Annotated in this window: 10 protein-coding genes and 3 pseudogenes; 8 read left to right on the top strand and 5 right to left on the bottom strand. The window is 63.2% G+C overall.

Translation table 11 applies throughout. The features are described from left to right. Positions 1 to 44: 44 nt before the first annotated feature. A pseudogene (locus ACQB61_RS07025) lies at positions 45 to 1,465 on the top strand (amidase). 20 nt (positions 1,466 to 1,485) lie between these two features. On the opposite strand, the gene ACQB61_RS07030 reads toward ACQB61_RS07025, so the two are convergent. Next, positions 1,486 to 2,283 (bottom strand): IclR family transcriptional regulator, encoded by a 798-nt coding sequence (locus ACQB61_RS07030; RefSeq protein ID WP_430512047.1) that lies wholly within the window; start codon positions 2,281 to 2,283, stop codon positions 1,486 to 1,488. A gap of 154 nt (positions 2,284 to 2,437) precedes the next feature. On the opposite strand from ACQB61_RS07030, the pseudogene ACQB61_RS07035 reads away from it, so the two are divergent. From ACQB61_RS07035 to ACQB61_RS07065, 7 genes and pseudogenes are all read left to right on the top strand, one after another. After that, positions 2,438 to 3,968, top strand: a pseudogene (locus ACQB61_RS07035) (M81 family metallopeptidase). 134 nt (positions 3,969 to 4,102) lie between these two features. Next, entirely contained in the window at positions 4,103 to 5,737 is a 1,635-nt protein-coding gene (locus ACQB61_RS07040; RefSeq protein WP_430512048.1) for an ABC transporter substrate-binding protein, read from the top strand. A 130-nt stretch (positions 5,738 to 5,867) separates the two neighbouring features. Further along, positions 5,868 to 6,809, top strand: a complete 942-nt coding sequence (locus ACQB61_RS07045; protein ID WP_430512049.1) for an ABC transporter permease — start codon at positions 5,868 to 5,870, stop codon at positions 6,807 to 6,809. A 92-nt stretch (positions 6,810 to 6,901) separates the two neighbouring features. Then, positions 6,902 to 7,696, top strand: coding sequence for an ABC transporter permease (locus ACQB61_RS07050; protein WP_430514317.1), 795 nt, complete (start codon positions 6,902 to 6,904; stop codon positions 7,694 to 7,696). A 4-nt stretch (positions 7,697 to 7,700) separates the two neighbouring features. Further along, a complete protein-coding gene (locus ACQB61_RS07055) occupies positions 7,701 to 9,371 on the top strand; it encodes an ABC transporter ATP-binding protein (RefSeq protein WP_430512050.1) in 1,671 nt (556 codons plus the stop codon). 92 nt (positions 9,372 to 9,463) lie between these two features. Then, positions 9,464 to 10,624 (top strand): M20 aminoacylase family protein, encoded by a 1,161-nt coding sequence (locus ACQB61_RS07060; RefSeq protein WP_430512051.1) that lies wholly within the window; start codon positions 9,464 to 9,466, stop codon positions 10,622 to 10,624. A gap of 56 nt (positions 10,625 to 10,680) precedes the next feature. Further along, the gene (locus ACQB61_RS07065; protein WP_430512052.1) at positions 10,681 to 11,811 is read left to right on the top strand and encodes a M20/M25/M40 family metallo-hydrolase; all 1,131 of its coding nucleotides are present in this window, start codon (positions 10,681 to 10,683) and stop codon (positions 11,809 to 11,811) included. Positions 11,812 to 11,844: 33 nt separating this feature from the next. Here the strand turns inward: ACQB61_RS07065 and ACQB61_RS07070 are convergent, their stop codons facing one another. The 4 genes and pseudogenes from ACQB61_RS07070 to ACQB61_RS07085 form a co-directional block, all read right to left on the bottom strand. Further along, entirely contained in the window at positions 11,845 to 12,567 is a 723-nt protein-coding gene (locus ACQB61_RS07070) for a hypothetical protein (protein ID WP_430512053.1), read from the bottom strand. 39 nt (positions 12,568 to 12,606) lie between these two features. Then, positions 12,607 to 14,568 (bottom strand): CHASE2 domain-containing protein, encoded by a 1,962-nt coding sequence (locus ACQB61_RS07075; protein ID WP_430512054.1) that lies wholly within the window; start codon positions 14,566 to 14,568, stop codon positions 12,607 to 12,609. Beyond that, positions 14,565 to 15,278, bottom strand: coding sequence for a hypothetical protein (locus ACQB61_RS07080; protein WP_430512055.1), 714 nt, complete (start codon positions 15,276 to 15,278; stop codon positions 14,565 to 14,567). Before ACQB61_RS07080 ends, ACQB61_RS07075 begins: the two co-directional genes overlap by 4 nt. A gap of 32 nt (positions 15,279 to 15,310) precedes the next feature. Continuing rightward, positions 15,311 to 16,785, bottom strand: a pseudogene (locus ACQB61_RS07085) (caspase family protein). Positions 16,786 to 17,004 lie beyond the last annotated feature (219 nt).

Genomic DNA, 17,004 nt, shown 5'->3' on the forward strand with positions numbered 1-17,004 from the left:
CCATGACATGCGGATGACGGCATGTGCAGGCACAGGAGGCAGGCATGGCGATGGTGGATGCGGACGAGCGGGTGCGCCCGGAAGACGAAGTTTTGTCCCTCCCGGCCCGCAGCGTGCTCTCGGCCTTCAAGGCGGGCACTCTTTCGCCTGCCGATTATATGGCGGCACTTATCGCAAGAATTGAAGATCGTGAACCAAGGGTTTGTGCGCTTTATGATTTCCGCCCTGATGAAGCGATGAAGGCAGCGCGGGAATCCGAAGCCCGCTGGTCAAAGGGGCACCCATCGGTCCGCTGGATGGCATGCCCGTCAGCATCAAGGACAATATCGCCATGAAGGGCGATCCGGTGACCACGGGCACCGCCGCCGCTGACATGACGCCCGCCGCAGAAGACGCGCCGCTGACCGCGCGGCTGCGCGAGGACGGCGCGATCTTCTATGCCAAGACCACATGCCCTGATTTCGGCATGCTGAGTTCCGGCCTCTCCAGTCTTCACCATCTTTCGCGCAATCCCTGGGATCTTACGCAGAACCCCGGCGGCTCCAGTGCGGGGGCTGCGGCTGCGGGGGCGGCAGGCTATGGCCCGCTGCATATCGGCACGGACATTGGCGGCTCCATCCGCCTCCCGGCCGGATGGACCGGGCTCATCGGCTACAAGCCATCGCAGGGCCGGGTGCCGGTCTATCCCTATTATCCGGGGCGCTGTGCGGGACCGTTGACGCCAACGATTGATGATGCCCTGCTGCTGATGGAAACGATCAGCCGTCCGGACTGGCGCGATGCCACTTCGCTGCCGCCACAGGATCTGGACTGGAACGTGCCGCCTGCATCCGTGCGTGGCATGAAAATCGGCCTGATGCTGGATGCCGGTTGCGGCCTGCCGGTCGACGGTGAAATTCGCACTGCGGTGCTCGCCGCTGCGCGCCGGTTTGAAGATGCAGGCGCAGAGATCATCCCGGTGGATGGCATTCTCACGCGGCAGATGCTGGACGGGCTGGATGACTTCTGGCGCGCGCGTTTCTGGGCACAGATGGAAACCTATACGTCAGAGCGGCGGGCGAAGATCCTGCCCTTCATTCTGGACTGGGCCGCAGGCGCCAAGGACCTGCCTGCAACACGGGCGGCTTCCGGCTTTGACCAAATGCTGGCAATCCGGCAGGCGGCGGCACAGGTGTTTCAGGGGCTGGATCTCGTCCTCTCGCCGGTCAATCCGGTTGTCAGCTTCCCGGCGGAGTGGGCGGGGCCGACTAACGATCCTTCGCTTCCGTTCGAGCATATCGCCTTCACCGTGCCCTGGAACATGGGGGACAATCCGGCCTGTTCGATCAACTGCGGCTTTTCAGTCTCCGGCATGCCCATCGGCCTGCAGATCATCGGCCCACGATTTGCCGACCTGAAAGTCCTGTCCGTTGCGAAGGCCTTTGAAGGCTGGACCGGCGGCATTTCCAGCTGGCCGAAGCCTTGAGGGCTGCGATGGCGTTCTGCTCAGCCCCGGCTGATGGTTTGCGCTGCCTGGATCACCAGCGGCGAAACCTGACGGGCAAAGGCCTCCGGTTCCCATTCCGCGAGAGAGCCCGCAACGTGGATGGCTGCCACAGGCCGTCCCGAAGCGCCGAGAATGGCCGCGCCGATGGCAATTTCACCGGTCAGGATCTGTTCCAGCGCAAGGGCGTAGCCGTTCTGCCGGGTTTCCGCGATCCGCTCCAGCAGCGTGTCCGCGTCCGTGATCGTCTGCGGCGTCACGGCTACGCGGTTCGATGCGGCGATCAGTTCCGCGCATTCGTCTTCCGGCAGGCGGGCAAGAATGGCCCAGCCGCCGGAGGTGCAGAACAGCGGCACGCTGTGGCCGACCATGGTCGAGGACAGGATTTCCCGCTTGCTCTGCAGGCGGCTGGCATAGACGAGGCGCAAGCCGTCCCACAGGCTGAGATCGACGCGTTCGCGCACCTGCCGCCTCAGTTCCAGCAGCACAGGTGTTGCCTTGACCACCAACGGGTTGAGCCGCAGGAAGTCGAGCGAATGGTCGAGGATGCGCAGGCCCGGTACATAGCCGGTGTCGTCCGGGTCGCGGGCGATGTAGCCCAGGTGCTTCAGCGTGAAGACCAGCCGTTGCACGGCGCTGCGGGTGAGGCCTGTTCTGTCCGCCAGATCCTGCAGCGTCATTGGTTTTTCGGTTTGGTGGAAGGCGGACAGCACCTGCATGGCCCGTCCGACCGACTGAATAAACAGCGGATCTTCCCAGGTCTCGTCCTGGCGGACGGGCGCGCCAAATATCGAACGCAAAAATTTTGGGCTCATGAAGCACCGGATTGCACGTGTTTTAACATTGACCCCAATACGTAATTGGCACAGCATATTCAATACAAATGTATCGCTCTGCGATAGTTGAATCATGCCCCGTTAGTTTTCCTGAAACGCATGTGAGGAGAGACGTTGGATGACAAGGCGAGTGGCAGTTGCCGGTTTCCTGCACGAGACCAACACCTTTGCCCCCTCCCGCGCGACGCTGGAGCATTTCGCTGAAGGCGGTGGACACATGCCGATTTCACGAGGGCAGGAAATCCTCGACCGGTGCCCCGGCATCAATATCGGCGTCGCCGGTGCCGTCGACTACGCCCGTGAGGCCGGGTGGGAGCTGGTACCGCTGCTGTGGACCGTGGCCATTCCGTCTGCTCATGTCGAAAAGGCGGCGTTCGAGGCAATCCTCGGTGAGTTGTGCGAGCGGCTTGCCGCCGCCGGGCCGCTCGACGGGCTCTACATTGACCTGCATGGCGCCATGGTCTGCGAGCATCTGGATGACGGGGAGGGGAAATCCTTGCCCGCCTGCGCAAGGTGGCCGGGCCGGATCTGCCGATTGCTGCCAGTCTCGACCTGCACGGCAATGTCACCGCCCGCATGGTGGAGGAGAGTGACGTACTCGTCGCCTACCGCACCTATCCGCATGTTGACATGGCTGAGACCGGCCGCCGCACGGCGGTGCAGCTCGACCGGCTGATGCAATCGGGCAAGCCCCTTGCGAAGGCCTTCCACCAGCTGCCTTTTCTCATCCCAATTCCGTGGCAATGCACCGGGCTGGAACCGGCCAGAAGCCTTTATGCCCGTGTTGCCGATCTGGAAGGCGGGGCTGTCGCAAGCACATCCTTTCTGACCGGGTTCCCCGCAGCCGATTTCGAGGATTGCGCTCCCTCCGTCATCACCTATGCGGACGATCAGCAGGCCGCCGATGCGGCGGCGGATGCGCTGGTGGCGGATATTCTGGCGGCGGAGCCTGCCTTCAAGGGCAAGGCGTATGAGCCGGATGAGGCCGTGGCCGAAGCGCTGCGGATTGCAGCTTCGGCGTCCCGGCCCGTCGTCATCGCTGACACACAGGACAATCCCGGTGCGGGCGGGGATTCCAACACCGCCGGAATGCTTGCAGCGCTGGTGCGGGCAGGCGTTTCAAGTGCGGCGCTTGGCCTTATGGTTGACCCGGATGCAGCCAAAGCTGCGCATGCCGCAGGTGAGGGGCGGAAGTGACGCTCACCCTCGGCGGGCGCTCCGGCGTTGCGGGGGACGAGCCTTTCACTGGTATCTTCAAAGTGGAGCGCCTGTCGGACGGCAACTTCATGGCCGGCGGGCCGTTCTTCGGCAACACGCATATGGATCTGGGGCTTTCGGCCTGTGTGTCCATCGGCGGCGTGAGCGTGGTTCTGGCAAGCCGCAAGGTCCAGATGGCGGACCTTGCCATGTACCGTTTCGTTGGCATTGAACCAACAAGCCAAGCTATTCTCGTCAACAAGAGTTCGGTGCACTTCCGTGCCGATTTTGAGTCAGTGGCAGAGACCATTCTCGTCGCTCGCTCGCCGGGGCCGATGGCGCTTTATGCCAGCGATCTGCCCTTTCGCAATCTGAAGCCGGGCATCCGGCTGATGCCTTGCGGAACTGCCTTCATTGCGAATGAAAAGACTGGATCAGCTTCAACAACCTAAGAAAGAAGCAACGCTGCCGTGCAGGTTGCAAGAGCAGACAGGAGAAAAGCTGACCAGATCACAACCGGCCGGAAACAAACAGGCTGGAGCAAGAACGAAGCATCATCACAACCAACCAGACGGGGTTCACGAACATGCTGAGTGTTGCAAACGGGATCGTAAGCAGACAGAGGACTGAGACCAGTCCGCGCCGCCTGACAGGGCTGGGCCGGATTGCCGCCGGGCTTGTTGCGGGCACGCTGCTTGCGAGCAGCGCCATGGCCGAGGAAAAGGTGATCACCGCCGTGATGCACTCCGGCCTGCGTGTCACTGATCCGGTCATCACCACTGCCCACATCGTGCGCAATCATGCCTACATGATCTACGATGTGCTCATCGCCGTGGACGAGAACTTCACACCCAAGCCGCAGATGGCGGACTGGACGATTTCAGATGACAAGCTGACCTACACCTTCACCCTGCGCGATGGCCTGAAGTTCCACGATGGCGCGCCAGTGACGGCGGAAGACGCAGTTGCCTCGCTGAAGCGCTGGGGCCAGAAGGATTCCGGTGGCCAGCTCATCTTCGATGTGACCGACAGCCTGACAGCGGGTGACGCGAAAACAATCGTCTGGAAGCTCAAGGAGCCTTATGCGCCCTTGATCGAGACGCTGGCCAAAATGTCGGCCCTGCCGCCCTTCATCATGCCGGCCAGTGTTGCGGCCACTCCGGCGTCGGAATCCATCAAGAGCTTCATCGGCTCCGGCCCGTTCCGTTTTGTGGAATCCGAGTTCCAGCCCGGCGTCAGCGTCACCTACGAGAAGTTCGCCGATTATGTGCCGCGTGATGAGCCGTCCAGCTGGATGGCCGGCGGCAAGCATGTCTACGTGGACAAGGTGAAGTGGGTCACCATGCCCGATGCCCAGACCGCGGTGAATGCACTGTCGTCCGGTGAGATCGACTACATGGAGCAGGTGCCGGTTGATCTTCTGCCCCTTCTGGAGGGCAACGAGGATGTTGTGTCCGAGTTGCGCGATCCGCTCGGTTACCAGACGATGGGCCGCATGAACTTCCTCTATCCGCCCTTCGACAATGTGAAGGTGCGCAAGGCTGCGATGATGGCGATCAGTCAGGAGCAGGTGCTCGCGACGCTGATCGGCAATCCGGAATATTACAAGATCTGCGGTGCATTGTTTGGCTGTGGAACCCCGCTGGCTGATGAAACAGGAGCGGAAAGCCTCATCAGCGGCGGGAACATTGAGGAAGCGAAGAAGCTTCTGGCCGAGTCCGGCTATGACGGCACACCCGTGGTGCTGATGCAGCCGACCGACGTGCCGGCCATTTCCGCCCAGCCGGTTGTGGCGGCGCAGGCGCTGCGCGATGCGGGCTTCACCGTTGATCTGCAGCCGATGGACTGGCAGACGCTGGTGACCCGCCGGGCCAGCCAGTCCAAGCCGTCTGAAGGTGGCTGGAACCTGTTCTTCACCAACTGGGCCGTGCCGGAAATCGCCTCGCCGCTGATCAATCCGATGCTCAACGGACGCGGCAACAAGGCCTGGTTTGGCTGGCCAACGGATGAAGAGCTCGAAGCCCTGCGCAAGGACTTCATCGCGGCCGGTTCCCCGGAAGAGCAGGTTGAAGTGGCGAAGAAGATCCAGGCTCATGCCATGGATGTCGTGAACTATATCCCGCTGGGCCAGTATCTCACCCCGCAAGGGCGCACCGTCAAGCTGGTGGACATGATCCCCTCGCCGGTGCCGGTCTTCTGGAACATGAAGAAGGAAGACTGATCCTCCCGCCGTCTGAACGGCTGCCGGGGCTGCGCATAGCGGCCCCGGCCCATCGGGAGCGGAGGGGTTGTCTTGAAAAGGGCAAGTCACCTGCCGCTCACACCGCCTGAAGGGAAGGGAGCACCCGCCGATGATCGGTTATATCCTCCGGCGCATCCTGGCCGTCATTCCGGTCGTACTATGTGTCGCCATCTTTGTTTTTCTATTGCTGCGCCTGACACCGGGTGATCCGGCAGCCATTCTTGCCGGTGATGCGGCAACGCCCGAGCAGCTGGAGAAGATCCGTACCTCTCTGGGCCTCAATGAACCGCTGCTGACCCAGTTCATCACCTGGGCCGGACGCCTTGTTGATGGCGATCTCGGCATTTCACTCATTTCCAATGTTCCGGTTACCGAGCTGATCGGCCAGCGTATCTGGCCGACGATCAACATCGCCGTCATGACCATCTGCCTTGCGGTGTTCATTGCCGTGCCGATGGGGGTTCTGGCAGCATGGCGCCACCGCACATGGACGGATTATGCGGTCATGGCTTTCTCGGTCCTGGGTTTCTCCATTCCGGTATTCGTCATTGGCTATATCTTCATCCAGGTCTTTTCCCTGCAGCTGCGCTGGCTGCCGGTGCAGGGCTATACCGCGCCCTCGCAGGACTTCGGCAAGTTCCTCACCCGTGCCATCCTGCCCTGTCTGACGCTGGCGACAATCTACATCGCGCTGATTGCCCGAATGACGCGCGCCAGCATGCTGGAAGTGCTGGGCGAGGACTTCATCCGCACCGCTCGGGCCAAGGGCCTGAAGGAAAAGGCGGTGCTGTTCCGCCATGCCCTGCGCAACGCCTCCGTACCGATCCTGACCATTATCGGCACCGGCTTTGCCTTGCTGATTTCCGGCGTGGTTGTGACGGAAAGCGTCTTCAACATCCCCGGCATCGGCCGGCTCACCGTGGATGCGATCCTTGCCCGTGACTACCCTGTCATTCAGGCGATGATCCTGCTGACGAGTGCCATCTACGTCTTCATCAACCTGATGATTGACGTGGCCTACAGTGTTCTTGACCCGAGGATCCGGTATTGATGTCAGTTCATTCAGATCCCGTATCCCGGCTGCAGCCGGTCCTGCGCCTCCTGTCCCTGCCGGTGAAGGTCCGCAAGCTCGGCGGCGGGCCGATGGTGGCGGCCATCGTGCTGGCCGTCATCGCCATCGCGGTACTGCTGGCGCCGCTTTACATCCCTCACGACCCGCTCGCGCTCAATGCGCTCAACCGGCTAAAGGGTCCTTCGGAAAGCAACTTTCTGGGCACCGATGCCTATGGACGCGACCTGTTCTCCCGCGTCATGATGGGCGGGCGCGTCTCGCTGTTCATCGGTGTTGGCGCTGCGGTGACAAGCGTTCTCATCGGCCTAGCCATTGGTCTGGTCTCAGGCTTCTTCCGGCTGGCGGATGCCATCATCATGCGGATCATGGACAGCCTTATGGCGATCCCCTCGATCCTGCTGGCTATTGCGCTTGTCGCTCTCAACGGCCCGAGCCTGTGGTCCGTGATTGCGGCCATCACCTTGCCGGAAATTCCCCGTGTGGTGCGGCTGGTACGCTCTGTGGTGCTGTCGGTGCGCGAGGAGCCCTATGTGGAGGCAGCGGTGGCGCTGGGGTCTTCCATGCCGAAGATCCTGTGGCAGCACCTGATGCCCAACACGCTGGCGCCGCTGACTGTGCAGGCCACCTATATCTGCGCATCGGCCATCCTGACGGAAGCGATCCTCTCTTTCCTTGGCGCGGGCGTCAGCACGGAAATTCCCACCTGGGGCAACATCATGGCCGAGGGGCGGATGCACTTCCAGCTCAAGCCCTCGCTGATCTTCTGGCCGGGGCTGATGCTGTCCCTGTGCATCCTGTCCATCAACCTGCTTGGCGATACGGCCCGCGATCTGCTCGATCCGCGCCTGCGCAAGAGGGAGGGCTGAGCCTGTGATCTTCAAGTCCAGATCCTTCGAGGGCGCTCCGGCGGTTCTCACCATCGACAATCTCACTGTCCGCATTCCCACCGCTGCACCGGAGTTCCGTCCCATCCTTGACCGTGTGTCCCTGACGATCCGTGCAGGGGAAACGGTCTGCCTTGTGGGCGAAAGCGGCTCGGGCAAATCCGTCACGTCGCTTGCCACCATGGGGCTTTTGCCGAAAAACGCACTGGAGGTGACGGGCGGGCGTATTTTGCTCGGTGAGACCGATCTTCTGAAGCTCTCGGCCCAGCAGATGCGTGACATGCGCGCCCGCAATCTCTCCATGGTGTTTCAGGAGCCGATGACTGCGCTCAATCCGGTGATGCGGGTGGGGCAGCAGATTGAGGAAGTGCTCGACACGCACACGAAGCTGCCGGCCGGTGAAAAACGCAAGCGCGTGCTTGCCATCATGGAGCAGGTGCATCTGCCGGACGTGGAGCGGATCTACCGGTCCTATCCGCACCAGCTCTCCGGCGGCCAGCGCCAGCGCATCATGATTGCCATGGCGCTGATCCTGGAGCCGCAGCTGCTGATCGCCGACGAGCCGACCACCGCGCTGGATGTGACCACCCAGAAGCAGATCCTGTCGCTGATCGCGGAACTGCAGGAAAAGCACGGCACGGCCGTTCTCTTCATTACTCATGACATGGGCGTGGTTGCGGAGATCGCCGATACGGTGCAGGTGATGAAGCATGGGGAGATGGTGGAGAATGCCCCCGTCGCGGAGCTTCTGCGCAACCCGCAGAATGACTACACCCGCCGCCTGCTGAAGGCCGTGCCCAGCCTGACACCGCGCCCGCCGCGTGCTGCGGTGGAGGACAAGCCGCCGGTTCTTGAAGTCTCGAACCTTGCCAAGGTCTATGGCACTTCCGGCTGGCTGCTCAACCGTGAACCGACACGTGCGGCGCAGGATGTGGCCTTTGCTATCGCGCCGGGCCGTACCCTCGGCATCGTCGGCGAAAGCGGCTCGGGCAAATCCACTGTGGCGCGCTGCGTCATGCGGCTCATTGATCCCACCGGCGGCGGCATCAAGGTGGCCGGGCTTGATATCGCCAGCCTGCCGCGCGCCAAGCTGCGTCCGCATCGCAAGCATATCCAGATCGTGTTTCAAGACCCGTTCCGCTCGCTCAATCCGCGCTGGACGGTGGGGCGTTCGCTAATTGAGGGCCTGCTGAACCTTGGTCAGGACAAGGAGGCAGCCATGACCCGCGCCCGTGAGTTGATGGCGCTCGTCGGCCTTCCTGCGGATGCTGTGGACCGTTATCCGCATCAGTTCTCTGGCGGCCAGCGCCAGCGCATCGCCATCGCCCGGGCCATCGCCATGGAGCCGGACGTTCTGGTGGCTGACGAGGCCGTTTCGGCGCTGGATGTGTCGGTGCAGGATCAGGTGCTCAAGCTCTTGCAGGATCTCCAGGCGAAGCTCGGCATCGCCATTCTGTTCATCACCCATGACCTGCGCGTGGCGGCGCAGATCTGTGACGACGTGCTGGTGATGCAGAAGGGCAGGGTGGTGGAGCATGGGCCTGCGGGCGAGGTGCTCGCCCATCCGAAACATGCCTACACCCGCTCGCTGATCGAGGCGGCGCCCGGCCGGAACTGGGACTTTGCCAACTTCCGCGAGCTGACGCTGGCCTCCTGAGGCTTTGCGTTTCTCGCGGCCGGGGCACTTGCAGCCGCCCCGGCCGCTTCCTCCTCGTCTTCGTTTCATTTCATCTGTCAGAGGACTGCCCCATGCCTGTCATCGAGAAAATTGCCAGCTATGCCAAGGAGCTGACGGCCCTGCGCCATGACTTCCACGCCCATCCGGAAATCGGCTTCGAGGAGCAGCGCACTTCCGGCATCGTGGCGAGCCTTTTGGAGGAATGGGGCCTTGAGGTGCATCGTGGCATCGGTCAGACCGGCGTCGTCGGCGTGTTGAAAGGGGCAAAAGGCGAAGGGCGGACCATTGGCCTGCGCGCCGACATGGACGCCCTGCCCATGGATGAGCACACCAATCTCCCGTTCCGCTCCACGCATCCGGGCAAGTTCCACGGCTGCGGTCATGACGGTCACACAACCATGCTGCTGGGCGCGGCGCGCTATCTCTCCGAGGCGCGGGATTTTGCCGGAACCGTGGTCTTCATCTTCCAGCCTGCCGAGGAAGGGCTGGGCGGTGCGCGGGCCATGCTGGCGGACGGGCTGTTTGACCGGTTCCCCTGCGATGAAGTCTACGGCATGCACAACAATCCGCTTGCCGAACCGAACCGGGTGGCGGTCCGTCCCGGTGTGGCCATGGCCGGGTCAACCTTCTTCGACATCACCATTCAGGGGCGCGGCAGTCATGGTGCGGCACCGCATCACGCCAAGGACCCGATCATCGTTGCAACCTCGCTGGTGCAGAACCTGCAAAGCATCGTCAGCCGCAATGTGGAGCCGGTGCAGCCGGCGGTTCTGTCCGTGACGCAGATCCACTCCGGCACGGCCTATAACGTCATCCCCGATCAGGCCGTCATCTCCGGCACGATCCGCTACTTCGACGATGGCGTGCGGGATTTGATCCATGAGCGGATCGAGGCCTTCTGCGCCGGCTATGCCACAAGCTTCGGCGTCACCATCACGCCGGAACTGCGGCCCGTGTTCTCGGTTCTGCGCAACGACCCATCCCTGAGTGCGGCCTATCTGGAAGCGGCAGCCGAAATTGTCGGCGGCGATCTCGTCACCGATCAGGTGGATCTGGTGCCCGCCAGCGAGGACTTCGCCGACATGCTGCTGGCCGTGCCGGGGGCATACTGCACCGTCGGCCATAGCGGCGGCGTGCCGGTGCATAATCCGGGCTTCGTGCTGGATGACGCCATCCTGCCCGTTGGGGCCAGCATCTATGCCCGCATTGCCGAACGGCGGCTTGCAGCCTGAGCTGACTGTTTGATTTCAAGCTTCATCCCTTCACGCAGAACCGCCGGGAGCAGGCCATGCGTTTCACGGAATTACCTTTCGACAGCAATGAAATGATCAAGGGCTTGCGCCCGTGGGTGGAGTGCGAAAGCCCTACCCATGATGCGGCGGCCCTCAACCGGATGATGGATCTTGCGGCCTATGAGCTGGCAGCGCTTGGCGCGGATATCGAGCGTATCCCGGGGCGGATGGGCTTTGGCGGGTCGCTGCGCGCCCGCCTGCCACATCCGGACAAGGGCAATCCGGGTATTCTCGTCAGCGGCCATATGGATACGGTGCACCCCGTTGGCACGTTGGAAAAACTGCCGTTCCGCATCGAGGGCAATCTTGCTTACGGGCCGGGCATTCAGGACATGAAGGGCGGCAATTATGTTGCCGTGGAAGCGCTGCGCCAGATCATCCGCGCCGGGCTTACCACGCCGCTGCCGGTGACGGTGCTCTTCACTCCCGACGAAGAGGTAGGCACGCCTTCGACGCGTGATCTCATCGAGATGGAAGCCCTGCGCAACCGCTATGTGCTGGTGCCGGAACCAGCGCGGGAGGATGGCGGCTGCGTCACGGGCCGCTACGCCATTGCCCGCTTCAACCTGCGCACCATCGGCCGCCCCAGCCATGCGGGCTGGGCGCTGAAGGACGGACGTTCGGCGATTGCCGCCATGGCCCGCAAGGTGCTGGAAATCGAGGCCATGACCGGTGAGGATTGCACCTTCAGCGTTGGCATCGTCCGTGGCGGGGAGTGGGTCAACTGCGTCTCGTCCCTGTGCGAGGGGCAGGTGCTGTCCATGGCCAAGCGGCAGGCGGACCTTGATGCAGGCGTGGAGCGGATGCTGGCACTCAATGATGATGGCGGCGAGGTGATCATCGAGGTGAAACGCGGTGTGACCCGTCCCGTATGGGAGCCGGATGCCGGCACGCTGGCGCTTTATGAAATCGGGAAGGAACTGGCCGCAGAAGTGGGCTTTGAGATGAGCCATGCCAGTGCGGGCGGCGGCTCGGATGGCAACTTCACCGGCGCCCTGGGCATTCCGACGCTGGACTCCATCGGTGTGCGTGGTGCCGGGCTGCATACGCTCAACGAGCATATCCTGATCGACAGCCTGGCCGAGCGCGCCAAGCTCTGCGCCGGCCTGTTCCTGCGGCTCAGCTGAAGCTTGGGAAGGCGAGGGCCAAAAGCCCTTGCCTCATTCCAGCGGTTCTCCCGCATGAACGCGGGAGATGAATGCCGAGGCCTGCCGGGTGCAGCCGCTGTCGAGCAGCCAGCCGAGCACGGCGCCGGGATAGGCATCTTCCAGATCCTGCGGCAGGACCTTGAGGCCGAACTTGCGCAAGCTGGAGCCTGCCGAAAGCGCCAGAGCGCCTTCGGTTACGGGGAATGTGGCAGGGACCGTGAAGGTGTGGCTGCCGGCCGGCCAGTTGAGGTCTGACGCCTTGCCTGCTTCATTGCGCAGGGTCAGCGTCAATGGGGCATCGGCATCGCGGCGCCAGAAGGTCAATTCGTCCTTTCGGGTGCAGCGCTCGCCGGAGCTGTCGATGCTGACCAGCCAGATGCCAGGCTGTTCCGGCAGGCTGCTGTCCGTCTTGCGCGACGCACCAAGCACTTCCGATGTCTGGCCGCCAGCGCCGAGGAACTTGCGCACCGCATCCCATCCGCTGAAGGGGCGCTCCACCGGAGGAGCGGCGTCCAGCTTGCCGTCAAAGGGGCCGTCGATGCGTTTCATTTCACCGGATTGGAAAAGAATGGTGATCTTTGCACCATCGGGCAATTTCAGGCTGGAGCCTTCGGCAATGCGGTCGCCCGGCTGCAGGCTGGCCGGGCCGCTGGCGGCAACCACAATCATGTCCGCCAGCGCTGGCGCTGCGGTTGCCCCGCTCAACAGGGCCGCGATCATCATCTGCCGGAACATGCCGAACCTCATCCTGCTTTCATACCAACCGGGCAGCTATTATTTGCCGCCCAGAACGATCTGTGTACCTGTTTCACCTTGCCCGAGGCGCGCCAGATGCAGGCGCGAGGGGCCGTCATCACCGCGCAGGCGCAGCACCGTTTCAAATCCCTGCCGTGCCGCCTCTCCGTCGCCCTGCTGTAGCAAGGCGAAAGCGGTGGCATAGGCCGCCATCCACTCCGCTCCCGCCTCTGCCTCGCTCAAAGGCTCGACGCAGGGCAGGGGTTCCGCGCGGCCCTTCACCACCAGATCGCCTATGGGCCTGTAGTTGAGGCCCGGCGCCTGGGCTGCAGCGGCTGCACTGACGCAGATGCGCGTGCCAAGGTACTTGTTGGCCCCTTCCAGCCGGGCGGCGGTGTTCACCGTGTCGCCGATGCTTGTATAATCGAAAAAGCGGCTACCGCCAAAATTACCTACAACAGCTTCGCCACGATGCAGGCCGATGCGGGTGACGCCGAGCGGAATGCCTTCCGCCGCCATTTCCTTGCGAAAGCCCTCGCAGAAGGCATCCACCGCCAGCGCCAGCTTCACGGCCTTGAGGCTTTGCTCCGGATCTTCCTCCGGTGCGCCGAAGAAGCCGACCACCGCATCGCCGATCAGCTTGTCGATGGTGGCGCCGTGGCTGACGAAGAGGTCGCACATGCGGTCGAGATAGCGGTTGAGGATCGTCGCTACTTGATCCGCGGTCAGTTGCTCCGACAGGGTGGTGAAGCCCTCCAGATCCGTGAACACATAGGTGACCGTGCGCTTTTCTCCGCCAAGGGCGAGACTGAGCCGGCCGGATGTCAGACGCTGCACCACCTGCGGGCTGACATAGCGGGAGAAGGCCGTGTTGAGAAACGCCCGCTCCGACCGGTCGATGCGCCAGCGGAACAGGGCGAGCAGCAGCGCGGCGGCTATGGCTGCGGCGGGCGGGGTGAGTACGGGCAGCTGGATAATCTGCAGGCGCAGCAGCAGCGCAGACGTGGCAAGACAGGCAAATGCGGCAAGCCCGAGCACGAGGAAGAAGCGGCCCGGCTTCTGCGTCAAGGTGAATCCGGTGACGGTGGCAACTGCCACGAGGGCAGCCAGCAAGAGGTCTGCCCAGAGCGGCAGAGCAGGCAGGCTGCGCCCTTCCAGCACCTGTGCCAGAATATGCGCGTGGATGGCGATGCCCGGCACGGTGCCGCCTTCGGTACCGGCAAAGGAGACCATCGGTGCCGGGTGCTGATCGAGATGCGGCAGGTCGGTGCCGATCAGCACGTATTTTCCGGCAAGCCACTCATCCGGCAGCAGAGCAGCGGTGTGGGCGGGATACTGCGGAAAGGCGGTGAGGCCGGGACCTTGCGGCGCCTGATAGAGAATGCGCCCCTGAGGTGGCGGCGCCTTCGCGGCGCCTGAGGCCAGCGCCGCCGTGAAGGTGGTGATGGGTGCGCCGTCCCGGTCTTGCGGGAAGGGTAAGTGCCGCACGATGCCATCTGCATCATCCCGTTGCAGCACGATGGAACCATGACCGCGCCCGCTGACGGAATGCCCTAGATAAAGCCTCTGCTGTGGCGTCAGGTCGTTGAGGTCGCTGGCAACAGCCAGGATCACGGGACTCGATGCTTCATCGATCGCCGCCAGCAGATCGGCATCCTTCACCGGGTCGCTCGGGCCATCAAAGAGAATGTCGATACCGATGGCTTTTGGGCCGGTGGCGCTGATGCGGCGGATCAAGGCGGCGAGAAAGCCCCGGTCAATGGGCGAGCGATAGGGAAAGGCGGCCAGCGTTTCCTCGGTGATGGTGAGGATGACGATATCCTCACGCCGATCCGCCACCGTTCCTCCGCCCGCAAACAGGATCACATCGCCAAGGCGCGGCTCCAGCCTCGTAGCAACGGGCAACACCAGCAGCAGCGCAAGGCAGGCGGCCAGCACCGGGGCCAGCCTGCGCTGCAAGGGGCCCGCAAGCGCGGGCGTGCTGGTGCGGCCCATGGTCATCTGGGGGCTTCGAAGCGGCGCACGTCCGAGCGGGTACCGTCCTTGTAGGTCAGCTGCACGGTGAGGAAAGACGTATTGCGCGGCACCCGCAGGTAAAGCTCCGATCCCGGCCCTGACGACGGCACGGCATGAGGATTGTCCGGATCGCAGGGGCCAGTCTCGAAGGCCGTGTCCGGCTCGTCCTTGTTGATGCCGTAGCGCACGCCGGATAACGCGCAGCGGTAGCTGATCAGATGGGTGAAATAAGCGAGCCTGTCCCCGCTGCCGCCGAAGGAGACCCAACTGTTCCAGAACCGCTCGAGAATGTCCTTCTGCCCCGCAATTAGCGCCGTGTCCGGATCAAAATGCAGCGTATAGGGCCCCTGCGTCTCGCCGCGCAGGTTGGTGTATTGCACCTCGATGTCCATGGCTGCGGCTGAACCCGGCAGCTCGAAGCCGGGATAGGGCAGGGGCTGGCCGGTTGCCGGGTCCATCGCGCCGCTCATGACGCCGGTGGAGCGGAACTCCCCGCCCGGCAGGCGCACGAAGATCTCCCGTGCCTTGTCGGCGATGGAGAGCGTCATCAGCCAGCCCTGATTGCTGCGGGTGGCGGACAGCTGCAGCGGGTTGGCCATGGCCGCATCGCTCATGGCTGAAAGCGCGGCAAGGCGGCTGCGGGCATCCTCCAGCCAGCTAGCGGCCATCTGCTGGTCGATGAAATAGCGCAGCACCTTGCCTTGATCCGCCGCCTCAACGAAGCGGGTCAGAAGCTCCTTTTCCTCGTCTTGTCGGCAAGCGATTGCTGACCGAGGCGGCTCTGCGAATAATCAAGGCTGAGTTCGTAGAGCGCCGGGCCGAAATCCGGATAGGCCTCGATGAAGCTGTTCAGCCTGCGCACGCGCTCGTCCCGTTCTTCCAGCAGGATCGCTGCAAACAGCGTTGCCGGATCGCGGCGCCCGGCAGAGAGCGAACGGTAGACCTCCCGCGCACCGGCACGGCCCTCCTGCACCTTCAGCACTGCCTGAAAGCGCAGGTGCGGATCAATCTGCGGCTCGCCGAAAGCAAAGAACTTCAGGTAGTCCGCACGCGCCCCCGGATAGTCGCCCTTCAGCTCACGCAGGCGGGCGTTGGCATAGAACTCATGCGGGCGCTGCGGATTTTCCACCAGAAGCGAGCGGCTTTGCAGGGCAGCGAAAAGCTGCTCGATCTGTCCGGTGTCTGCCGCAGGCAGGCTGGCAAGGCGCATGCGGGCCAGTTCGGTAAAGGCGCCAGCCGGGAAGCGCTCCAGATAGGCCTCATAGTCGGCAGCGGTGCGGCTGTCCTTGACCCCGTTCCAGAACACCAGTTCCTGCTGCAGCGCCTCGGCAGTGGCCGCAGGCGCAGGGCCGGAGCCCGCAACACCCGTGCTGTCTGCGCTGGGCATCAGGATGATATCGGTCGTGAGCGAAGAGTGATCCCAGGGCACCTGCGCCCCATCCGTCGCCGTCACCACATCCTGCCGCACGCGCTTGAACACGGTTTCGATGCTGGCACCGGGCACCAGAAGTTCCCGGGCGATGGCTGCGGAATAGGGGCTGTTGAGGCCCTCGCCATCGGCCGCCGTGCTGCCGGGGGCCGTTGCAAAGGAAATGAAACTTCCGCGCGGCGTGCCTGTGAGCAGTGTCAGCCCACCCGCGCTGCCGCCTGCGGAGCGGCTCAGAGCCGTGTTGCGGCAGGCATCGAGAATGATGATGTTCGGCCCGTCATGGGCCTCTTCCACGGCTGCCAGCACCCAGTCCACCGGCAGCGCCTCGAACTCCGCATCCACTTCCTCGCGCAGATCCGCGCCAAGCGGGGCAAGGTAATTGCGCCCGCCTGCAGCAAATCCGTGGCCGGAATAATAAACCGCAGCCAGCGTGCCGGAGGGGCTGCCTTGAGCTTGGCCGTGAAGTCGCGCACGGCAGCTTTCAGGCTCCGCAGATCCGCATCCATCACCAGTGTCACCTCAAAGCCGGCAGCCTTGAGGCTACCCGAGATCAGTGCCGCATCATTGGCCGGGTTCTTCAACGCGGGCAGGGAAGGGCTGTCATAGGTGGCATTGCCGATGACCAGCGCAAGGCGGCTGGCCGCGCTTTCAGCGCGTGCCTGAGCCACCGCACCCAGCAGCATGAGGCAGAGGAGTATAGCCACCGCCCAGGCACCCAACTGCCCGCACGTGCCATCCATGGTCCTCTGCCTTGAACTGTCAGCCTGTCTCATGCCCTGTCCTTGCCCGTGCCAGCATCCGGATTGGTATCCCGTGTATCTGCCGCTCTGGATAATCCGCCGGAGCCGGCAAAGGCAACCTGCGGCAAGGTATCTTAAGGCCTATGGTCTTTCCCGCTGTGTCGCCTGTCACGCTCATGCGGTCTTTGATGTGTCAGAGGATGGGATTTACTGAAGGTTTTTGTGCCGTCTAAGAAAGCAATTTTCGATATG

The organism is Pannonibacter phragmitetus (genome assembly GCF_050510895.1).
Taxonomy (GTDB): domain Bacteria; phylum Pseudomonadota; class Alphaproteobacteria; order Rhizobiales; family Stappiaceae; genus Pannonibacter; species Pannonibacter phragmitetus_B.